Genomic DNA, 8,512 nt, shown 5'->3' on the forward strand with positions numbered 1-8,512 from the left:
TGGCCAATTACGTCAAATACGGGGTCAAATTGCGTCATAAGGTCGGTTTGTGCGCCTTTTCTCAACTGAGTGATAAGTATTTTTAAAATTTTGAAGTATTGACATAGGCTAAAAGTATTGAAATGTTGTAAAACAATAGACCAAATGTTTAGGGTTTTTTCAGGACGGAAACAGGAGACCGTTTGGTAAATCTGCAGTTGATAGAGAATCGGCATTTAAATATTGGGTTTAAACCAACATGGCAGTAGATCCTATATTGTGTGAATCCTATTTTTTATGCGTTATTTGCTTATGTCTTGAGCAAAGACCAATTCGTATCCATTATTATCAAGTATTGAAAAGTCACGCATCAAATATTCTCTGTCGGCAAGGGGGGCTTTGATAGTTGCTTTGTCTTTCACACTATCCCAAAACGTATCAACTTGCTTCATTGTGATAAAGATGCTGCCGGTTAAGGTTGGCTTTGTAAAAAAGTTTACTTTATCATTTTCATCGTTACAGTCGGCAGGCTCATCTAGAGGAACTACAAACATTATTGTGACTCCGTCTCTGTTCAACGAAACGAAGTTTGGGAAATTACTTTGGCTTTTAAAGCCCAAAATATTTTCGTAAAACGAAACAGTTGCCTTTAGATCTTTGGTCCATAAAATTGGACTGATGGTTTGCAGTGTCATATCATCAAAATGATTATCGTTTGTATATAGGTCGGGTTAATTGGGATTCAATCAACTTGCACACAAGGTTCAAATAGTTGCGAAAGCAGGGAAATCATTGATTGTTCTACCTGTTATCTCGCAGTAGGTAAGACTCGTTTGAAAAATCTTTTTGAAGTTACGGACTATAGCTGAATATTGAGCGCGAACTAATACCTACACTTATCTGATTTTGCATTGGCTAGCCTTACTATTATAAGGCCTTTTAGCAGCTGTTGTGTTTGATAATGTACAAAAGAACTTGCTCTAATTTGCCTAGTTTACTTCAACGACTTAATTTCTGTCAGTATGATTGTTACTGTAGTGCTACCAATATTTTCGACGAAATGTTTACCAACATAATCTCTCCAAGATGCGGTACCTGTTTCTTCGTCTGCAATAATTGTCTGCCCATTATCTAGATATACTTTAAGTTTGCCACCCGAAACAACATAGGACGATTTTGCAGGATGAGTGTGTGGAATGTCCTTTTGTCCCGGTTTTAGGGAGTACTCAATCACACGAACATATTCATTTTCTAAAAGTAATTTGAAATTGTCTGGAGAAGATTTTATCGCGTCAATCTCTAATTTGGTCGTGTCAGTCTTTGCTGATTTTAAATATTTTGAAGTGTCAGAGTTAAGGAGATCTTTATCCTTTGTTGATTTTGGATTTTGATTACAAGAAGTGATTAAATAGCAGATTGCTACAAACGAAATTAATCTTGTCATACTGATAGTTGAGTTTTAATTGTCATTGTAAAAAACAGAAATGTCGTTTAAAATAGCCGTTAACGTTGAAGCATTGGCGATGTGGCGGAATTCTGTGTCCGGGCAGCCCGAAACCAATGCTGATTAAAGATACAAAAGCTCATTGTTTATTCTGTTGCCTAGCGTTATTCGTCTGCCGAGACCAAAGCTAAATAGCGAACAAAAAGTTGAGCATATATTCGTCGCCCCGCCATATTGCCAAACAGCCTGTTAGCAACAGTTTTTATTTGTTCGCTTCATAATATTTTTCTGCAACTCTTTTAATGTCGTCACTCTTTACATTTCTTAACACATATTCAACGTTATTAAAATTCTTAATTTCCCTTTTAATAAGAAAATTGAGAACATTTAAATTTTCTGCTTGTAATGCCGCCGAAAAAAGTGAATGTCCGTGTTTATTATAGTCTACTTCTATTGAACCATCTATAACATAGTTGTAGAATTTTTCCTCAAAATTATTTTTAATAAGTCTATACGGAAGAGTTTCATTAGACCGTATTTGGTTAGGCTTTAGTTTTCCGTACTTAGGGTTAGGGATAATAAATTCTGAAATATTGTCATCCCAATGATTAAATTCATAAACGCTTTGTTCGTAGTCTGAACCACAATCTTCACATACCTTTTTTATATCAAAACCCCAAGACTCTCCTGTGTCAAGTATTCTGTCTTTGTGAAATAATATATGAGCACCGTGTTCATTGTCCCAAGTTGCTTTAAAGTTTATTGCAAAATAAGCAATTGACTGATTACTATAGTTTAAAATGTCTATTGAAATTAAGCCGAGAACATTTTCTAAGTCTGCTTGAGAATCAAGTTTCGGGAAGTTGCACTCTTCGTCATCAATCAGTGTCTTCTGGAAAGGATAAATAACATCTTTAACGTATCCAAATATTTTTTGTAAGAGGAGTTCTTCATTTGTCTGGATAAACCTTATGGCTTCTAATTGTTCATTTGAAGGGTCTGGGTTATTGTCAAGACTGTCAAAAATTCTTAACTCTGCAAATCCTTGTTGTAACTTCTCCTTTAAATCTTTTGAATATTCAAAAAACTTGTCATTCTGAAGTAATGTTAGTTTGTCAAGACTTAGGACTGTTTCCCAATCTCCGTTGAATTTAAAGTCTGTCATAATATTGTGGCTAACGTTCGAGTATTTGCGAATGCAGGGAATTCATTGATTGTCCAGCCCGGCATCTCGCCCAAGGCGAGACCCATTTGAAAATATATTGTTGAAGATAAGAACTAAAGTTGATTATTGAACGTCGAGCCCGAACCGTTGCTGATGCTTGCACATAGGTGATGTTACAATGTCTAGCCCTGCTTTTGCAAATACTTTTGTTGGTGGCTGGCATTTGTCGTCAGGTTTGTTTTTTATCTTTTACACCTATAACTAAAAGCCACAAACAAGTTCCAATTTCTCCAAAGCTTGCAGGCAGACTTATGTATGATGATATTCCAGTTTTTGAGTAATCATGAATAAGTGTGTTTCCTATGAAATTTATTAAATACCCAAAACAGCCTAGCATTAATAATACTCCTAAAAGTTTGGGAAGAAACCCTGATTTAAAAACTAAATAACCGAACGGGAATAACCAAAGTCCTGAAAATATGTGAACAATCCGCAGGCCATTGTCATACTGGTCAAGATGTTGCATTACCGCTAATTGGATTTGGTCTTTTGATAAACCTAATTTACTTTGTCCACTTATGATAAGCGAAAGAATTGAAAATAAGTTTTGAACATTCAAGAAAAATACTGGAACACTCAATACTGCTAAAAGCACCATAAGTTTTGCATAATTTTCATTTACGGTTTTCAATAATTTGTACAGCACAAGTGGCAAGAAAAGAAAAAAAGTATAGCATAAAAGTCCACCAACGATTCCTAACCGTAAAAGCGTTTGGGAAGAGGTAATATTTTGAAATATTAAAGAAGCATTGTCTGCATTGAAAAGCTTAAAGGGTACATACATTAAAGTGAAAATGCCTGTTACTACAACCCCTAAATACAAAAGCCCTGCAATTCTGGCTAATTTTTTGTTTGAAATTTCTGTTGCCATGATTAAATTGGTGATTTAGTTTCTCCATTTCCATGCATACCATATAATTATTGAAGTAAGTATGCTTTCAACAATTGCGTAAAAAACATAGAAGGCTCTCCATTCTGAAATTGATGTAACCGCAATCAAAAGCATAATTGCAGTAAATAAAACGCCTGCGATTAAGTTCAAGCTCCTATTTATTTTTGTTTTCAATATAACAGACAAGCAAACCATTAGAGCTGGAACTGCCAATAATGCGGAAGCTGCAAACAGTTTTACTGGATTATCAAGCATACTGTTACCGTTGATTATCCCTTGCACTTTGTTAGGTACATAGAGTTCAAAATAGTCGCCATAGATATAAAAAAATGTCACCGATGCCCATAAAGCCGAAAGCTTGATTTTGACGTTTATTTTCACTTCTTCTAAATCACTTGAAGTTGTACCACTTGAATTCATAATTGCGTTTAAGATATTAAGTTAATAATTTGTCTGAGGTGTCGCACTGGTGAAACGATTGAGTTTTATAAAAAGTTACAGAGAAATAAAGAATTTGTAGTCTGCTGTTAAGCTTGCCACCAACGTTTGGCGGCTTGGCGTAGTGGCGGATTTTTAGCACAAAAGTTCAATCGAAGCACTGCACTTGAACCTACCCCAAAACTGTCATACGAAGCACTGAACCCGCCATTACGCCAAACCGCTGTTGTAGGCAGTTCTTCTTTTCTGTCGTCAGTGGAATAGTTCATACTTTTTTCTGTCCGCTCCAATTCTTTCTCCAATCAGATTTGATATGTCCACAACTGCACCATGCTCAATAAAAACTTCGTAAAATTTACTTTGATTGTTACCCCAATAAATCATAGCACAAGCCATTGGTGCTCCTTTGCCTGTGTCTTGTCCATTCTCTAAAAAACGTAGTCTTGTGTCATATAAAAAACAGATGGACTTAGCTTTGGTAAAAACATATTTTTTCCAATGGGCTGTATTTGCAGCAATAGGAATAAGTGCTAAAACTTCCGAGTTGTATTCTTCGTTTGCATAAGCACATTTAGCAAGCCAATTTTTTATTGTTGTCCCACGTTCTTTGTCAATCCCATAAGGTGGATTAACGTAAATGGTCGGATAATTCCAACTTTCTTTTAATCCGTCTTGCTTAGGTAAACGATACTCAGTTTGAGCATTTACTACTGAATACTCGTTTGAACATGGGTCTAAATCAATATGTCCGCCAAATACTTCTTTGACAGCATTAACGTATTTATGGGGTGTTCCCCAACTTTGACTTAGTGTATTTATGTTTCTTCCTGCACTCATATTAGTATGTTTTGCCAATTCTTATTTTTCAGTTCTTCCAATTCGTCTTTCAGTATTGTAAGACTCTTTTGACTTGGTGAGATTATATTGAACCAACTTTCAACTGTTGCAAGGTTGTCGTTAAAATATTTCAGCAATATTCTATCAGCTTCAATGTTCATTTGAACTTTGGTAAACTGATTTTTCTTCTTGCCTTCGGTATAACTTGATAGGAATGTATCTCTTAAAAATTGAAGTTCTGGAATTGGATGAAGTAAAAGTTTGTCAATGAAATCGGAAAGCCCTTTGTCAGTCAAGAAAAGTAGCCAATCGTAAGATTGAGCCAATACCATGAGTTCCTTTTGAAAGTTCTCTTCGCTAAAACTCAAATCTCCGTCTGCTGTCTTTTTAATCCAATTTCCGTGATTACTTACAACTCCGATTGTCAAAATGAATTTTCTCAATAACTCTTTGTCAGAAGAGAAAATTACTTCTTCCATCAGATTTACATACGGTTTGATGATATAAGAACCGTCACTTTTATAAATGATGCCTTGCATTTCTCCGCTTTCAGAACGAATTTTTTGTAAGGATGATGCTGTCCGTGCTACATAAGCACCTTGCTTTGCTTTTTCAATGGTCTGCGGACCTTTTGTCATTCCTTCTTCAACTCCAACTCGCTTACACTCGAACATTGCGTAAGGCTTCTTGTTTTGCTCATAAATGTGTAATTCAAGTTTTTCTCCGAGGTCTGATTTGATGCTACAAAGAAGAAATGAATTGTCAGACGTTGCGATTGTGCAAGCGTTACGAAGTATGTTATTGCTTAATAGTTGATTGTTTTTTCGTTCAAAACCTGTCAGGTCAAAACCGCTTGCCGTAAGAGCTTTTAAAATTATGTTTGATGTAATTGATTTTTCAGATTTGTCAACTGTAACGAAAGAACTCCGAACAATAGGATGTAATGAATATTCAACATTGTGAGTTATGTCAGGATTGCCATATTCAGCAAGTCCACGCTCAATTGAGATTTGATTATTTAGTCCCCAAGTCTTTAAAAGATAATAGGTAATGATTTCCACAAGTGTCCCCAATGCTCTACCTGATGCCTTTTTAGGGTCTTTCGTGTGATTAAAAACTTCTTCTGCTAATACTTTTTGCAGTTTATCTACTGATTCGTATGCCATGATTTTCTATTGCTCAAATTTACGTTTTTTATTGTTTGTCTGTTCGTTTTTTGTCGGGTTACTGTCGCTCGGTTGTGTCGTCATAGAATTGCCTACAACACGTAAATATATGAAGCTTCCAATGAAATTGGTATATAACTATGGGGTTGATACCTATATGATTAATGATATACAAACAACATTGTTTATCAGTACAATCCACCAATCAGTTCAAACAATTGGTGGATTTATATAAAGGTCATGCGCCCATACTGGGTTGAAAATATAGGTGTAAGTCCATTTATTGATTGCAATCTAGAATAAAATAATGATTTGTATCTTATTGATAGATGAACTCTTCACCAAAACAGTGTCAAACCATTTTCAATGTACTTATTATACCTATTGCCCAAGTCATTGATTTCCCGAAGCGCAATTCCTAAAGCCAAAAACTCACTACTCAAAACTTACCACTCTCTACCACCCACTGCTTCACAAAACTGTCCACATATCGCTCCAAATACACTTCGTTCAGAAAGGCGGCGGTCCAGGTTTCAAAGCGGTAGCATTGTACGCCAAGATAGAAGATATAAATAGCAGGAATCAAGGCCGTGAGTTCGTCGAGTTCAGTTTGGGGAAGCGTAGTAACCGAACGATAACCGTTTATAAACGAATTTATCTGTTCTTTACGTATCGATTCATCGGTGTTCAAACGATGCACTTGCATGATGTAATAGGCCATGTCGAGCGCCAATGGTCCGTTTCCGCAGAAATCGAAATCGAAGAGGGTGATGCGACCCGATTCGTCGATGTTTAAATTGTCGAACCAAATATCTAAATGCACTACTCCAGTTCTCCATTCGTTTTTCTCCGCTTGCTCAAATACGAGTTTTAGTTTTTCACCGGCCCCTTCAATGAGTTTCCAAGCAGCCGATTCTTTGCCTAAGAATCTACCAATTTCCCGCATACCATTGGTGTACATCAATGCATAATTGTACTGTGCTCTTGGAATTGCTTTGTTGATGGTGATGGCATGGATGCTTCCCATGAGCTTGCCTATTTCAAAATGCTGCTCATTGGCATACTGGATCATTTTTTGTCCCCTTGCATAGGTAAACAGCACCGCAAAACGAGTGCCCTCAGCCGCGTCTACTACCATTAAATAATGTCCTTTTGATGTGGCCACAGGTACCGAAACCGAACAGCCTTTTTCATTGAGCTCAGCTACCAATTCTAACTCGGCGTGAATTTCTTCACGCGTTCTCCAGTTATGGGTGTACAATCGGAAGACATAATCCTTTCCTCCAAAACTTACCTTGTAAGTATGATTGATGCCCGTTTTTAAGAGTGTCACCAAGGGCTGTTCGTTCAAGCCAAACTGGTTTCTTACAATTTCTGAAACATCACGGGAATCAATAACTGAAATGATAGGACTGCGCATGCGTGAAGATACGAGTGTTTTATCGGTTCAACCCACTCTCCCTACTCCTTTGCAAAAGATGCGCCACTTTCCCCATTTGCCTTTGATTTATGAAATCAATTTCAGTTTTAGGGTATTTGTATTACCTTCAATTGACCGTATGTTCCAGAAATTCTATTCTCCACACCCCGCTCTAAAAGGCATCATCAACAATGTGATGATTGTTCAAGGTGTGTTTGATAGCCAGCATCCACTGCCGGTTTTACCCATGCCGCAGCATCCGGAACAACGACTCTTCTTCTACCCCTATGACCCCGTTGATGCACATTATTTTCTGAGCGACAAAAAAATCAAACTCTCGTCTGCTATTGTAGTAGGACCTCATATAGAGCGATTAAATGTAAAGTTGGGAGTGAATCATTTGGTTATCAAAGTTGGTTTTCAACCCGGCGCACTTCACCGCGTGCTCGGTATACCCATGACTAAGTTGCTGCAAACAGAAGCCTTCAATGCCGATGATCTATTTGGTAGTGAGATTCACTTGTTGACAGAGCGAATTCGAAATGCCGATTCTTTTGATACTATGAAATGGTTTATAGACTTGTTTTTTATGGAACAACTAAGAAAGGTGAGATCGGAATTACCCATCGATTCGAGCTTGCAATATTTGGTTGAACAGAAAGGTGCGGTTTCCATTGATGCCTTGGCAAAACAAGCTTGCTTGAGCACGCGACAATTTGAGCGTATTTTCAAAGATCGGATCGGATTTACTCCAAAGTACTATGCGCGTATGGTGCGTTTTGCGCATGCATGGGAATTGAAAGAACAAAATCCGAATTTGAATTGGACGAATATTGCACATGCTACGGGCTATTTCGATCAAATGCATTTCATTAAAGATTTTAAAGAGTTTAGTGGTACCACACCCGGTATTTCAGAAGAAGATTTTCGGAAGTTGAAGGTGTTGGGGATGTCGGGGCATTAAAGGAGTTCGTGCTTATTGGTTCACCGCTGAGATTCTGTGTTAAAAACCAATTGATTTTTATTATTTATTTTTACGCTTTAGGCGGCTTATGCCAGCCTGTTTAGTGGGGTAATCTTTATGGATTACCCCCTAACTTTTTATAATAGT

11 protein-coding genes are annotated in these 8,512 nt (G+C 37.1%); 2 read left to right on the top strand and 9 right to left on the bottom strand.

The features are described 5' to 3' along the window. Nucleotides 1-281 precede the first annotated feature (281 nt). The 8 genes from ACQ2HE_RS19415 to ACQ2HE_RS19450 all read right to left on the bottom strand — a co-directional run bounded on the left by ACQ2HE_RS19415 (nucleotide 282) and on the right by ACQ2HE_RS19450 (nucleotide 5,981). On the bottom strand, nucleotides 282-674 hold the full coding sequence (locus tag ACQ2HE_RS19415; RefSeq protein WP_430901585.1) for a VOC family protein: 393 nt from the start codon (nucleotides 672-674) through the stop codon (nucleotides 282-284). Nucleotides 675-973: 299 nt separating this feature from the next. Next, nucleotides 974-1,423, bottom strand: coding sequence for a cupin domain-containing protein (locus tag ACQ2HE_RS19420; RefSeq protein WP_430901583.1), 450 nt, complete (start codon nucleotides 1,421-1,423; stop codon nucleotides 974-976). A gap of 262 nt (nucleotides 1,424-1,685) precedes the next feature. Continuing rightward, nucleotides 1,686-2,588 carry a DUF6985 domain-containing protein gene (locus ACQ2HE_RS19425; RefSeq protein WP_430901581.1) on the bottom strand — a complete coding sequence of 301 codons (903 nt, stop codon included), beginning with the start codon at nucleotides 2,586-2,588 and terminating at the stop codon, nucleotides 1,686-1,688. A gap of 229 nt (nucleotides 2,589-2,817) precedes the next feature. Further along, complete coding sequence (locus ACQ2HE_RS19430; RefSeq protein ID WP_430901579.1) at nucleotides 2,818-3,519, bottom strand: DUF4386 domain-containing protein; 702 nt, start codon at nucleotides 3,517-3,519, stop codon at nucleotides 2,818-2,820. A 15-nt stretch (nucleotides 3,520-3,534) separates the two neighbouring features. Further along, a complete protein-coding gene (locus ACQ2HE_RS19435; protein ID WP_430901577.1) occupies nucleotides 3,535-3,960 on the bottom strand; it encodes a DUF6326 family protein in 426 nt (141 codons plus the stop codon). Between the two features lie 107 nt (nucleotides 3,961-4,067). After that, nucleotides 4,068-4,247: a hypothetical protein gene (locus tag ACQ2HE_RS19440; RefSeq protein ID WP_430901575.1), complete on the bottom strand. Its 180-nt coding sequence runs from the start codon at nucleotides 4,245-4,247 to the stop codon at nucleotides 4,068-4,070. Further along, nucleotides 4,231-4,815 carry a DNA N-6-adenine-methyltransferase gene (locus tag ACQ2HE_RS19445; protein ID WP_430901573.1) on the bottom strand — a complete coding sequence of 195 codons (585 nt, stop codon included), beginning with the start codon at nucleotides 4,813-4,815 and terminating at the stop codon, nucleotides 4,231-4,233. The genes ACQ2HE_RS19440 and ACQ2HE_RS19445 overlap by 17 nt, the downstream gene beginning before the upstream one ends. Continuing rightward, complete coding sequence (locus tag ACQ2HE_RS19450; protein ID WP_430901571.1) at nucleotides 4,812-5,981, bottom strand: hypothetical protein; 1,170 nt, start codon at nucleotides 5,979-5,981, stop codon at nucleotides 4,812-4,814. Before ACQ2HE_RS19450 ends, ACQ2HE_RS19445 begins: the two co-directional genes overlap by 4 nt. 109 nt (nucleotides 5,982-6,090) lie before the next feature. Between ACQ2HE_RS19450 and ACQ2HE_RS19455 the strand changes: the two genes are divergently transcribed. Next, the gene (locus tag ACQ2HE_RS19455; protein WP_430901569.1) at nucleotides 6,091-6,216 is read left to right on the top strand and encodes a hypothetical protein; all 126 of its coding nucleotides are present in this window, start codon (nucleotides 6,091-6,093) and stop codon (nucleotides 6,214-6,216) included. A 204-nt stretch (nucleotides 6,217-6,420) separates the two neighbouring features. On the opposite strand, the gene ACQ2HE_RS19460 is transcribed toward ACQ2HE_RS19455, so the two are convergent. Further along, nucleotides 6,421-7,401, bottom strand: coding sequence for a phosphotransferase enzyme family protein (locus ACQ2HE_RS19460; RefSeq protein WP_430901567.1), 981 nt, complete (start codon nucleotides 7,399-7,401; stop codon nucleotides 6,421-6,423). Between ACQ2HE_RS19460 and ACQ2HE_RS19465 the strand changes: the two genes are divergently transcribed. Then, complete coding sequence (locus ACQ2HE_RS19465) at nucleotides 7,385-8,365, top strand: AraC family transcriptional regulator (RefSeq protein WP_430901565.1); 981 nt, start codon at nucleotides 7,385-7,387, stop codon at nucleotides 8,363-8,365. The genes ACQ2HE_RS19460 and ACQ2HE_RS19465 overlap by 17 nt on opposite strands. Nucleotides 8,366-8,512 lie beyond the last annotated feature (147 nt).

Origin of the sequence: Endoryza foliicola, from assembly GCF_050589245.1 — a bacterium.
Taxonomy (GTDB): domain Bacteria; phylum Bacteroidota; class Bacteroidia; order Chitinophagales; family Chitinophagaceae; genus Endoryza; species Endoryza foliicola.

Coding starts and splice junctions, on each gene's coding strand:
- ACQ2HE_RS19425 (WP_430901581.1), bottom strand. CDS start 2,588: ATGACAGACTTTAAATTCAACGGAGATTGGGAAACAGTCCTAAGTCTT.
- ACQ2HE_RS19415 (WP_430901585.1), bottom strand. CDS start 674: ATGACACTGCAAACCATCAGTCCAATTTTATGGACCAAAGATCTAAAG.
- ACQ2HE_RS19455 (WP_430901569.1), top strand. CDS start 6,091: ATGAAGCTTCCAATGAAATTGGTATATAACTATGGGGTTGATACCTAT.
- ACQ2HE_RS19430 (WP_430901579.1), bottom strand. CDS start 3,519: ATGGCAACAGAAATTTCAAACAAAAAATTAGCCAGAATTGCAGGGCTT.
- ACQ2HE_RS19465 (WP_430901565.1), top strand. CDS start 7,385: ATGATAGGACTGCGCATGCGTGAAGATACGAGTGTTTTATCGGTTCAA.
- ACQ2HE_RS19420 (WP_430901583.1), bottom strand. CDS start 1,423: ATGACAAGATTAATTTCGTTTGTAGCAATCTGCTATTTAATCACTTCT.
- ACQ2HE_RS19440 (WP_430901575.1), bottom strand. CDS start 4,247: ATGAACTATTCCACTGACGACAGAAAAGAAGAACTGCCTACAACAGCG.
- ACQ2HE_RS19445 (WP_430901573.1), bottom strand. CDS start 4,815: ATGAGTGCAGGAAGAAACATAAATACACTAAGTCAAAGTTGGGGAACA.
- ACQ2HE_RS19460 (WP_430901567.1), bottom strand. CDS start 7,401: ATGCGCAGTCCTATCATTTCAGTTATTGATTCCCGTGATGTTTCAGAA.
- ACQ2HE_RS19450 (WP_430901571.1), bottom strand. CDS start 5,981: ATGGCATACGAATCAGTAGATAAACTGCAAAAAGTATTAGCAGAAGAA.
- ACQ2HE_RS19435 (WP_430901577.1), bottom strand. CDS start 3,960: ATGAATTCAAGTGGTACAACTTCAAGTGATTTAGAAGAAGTGAAAATA.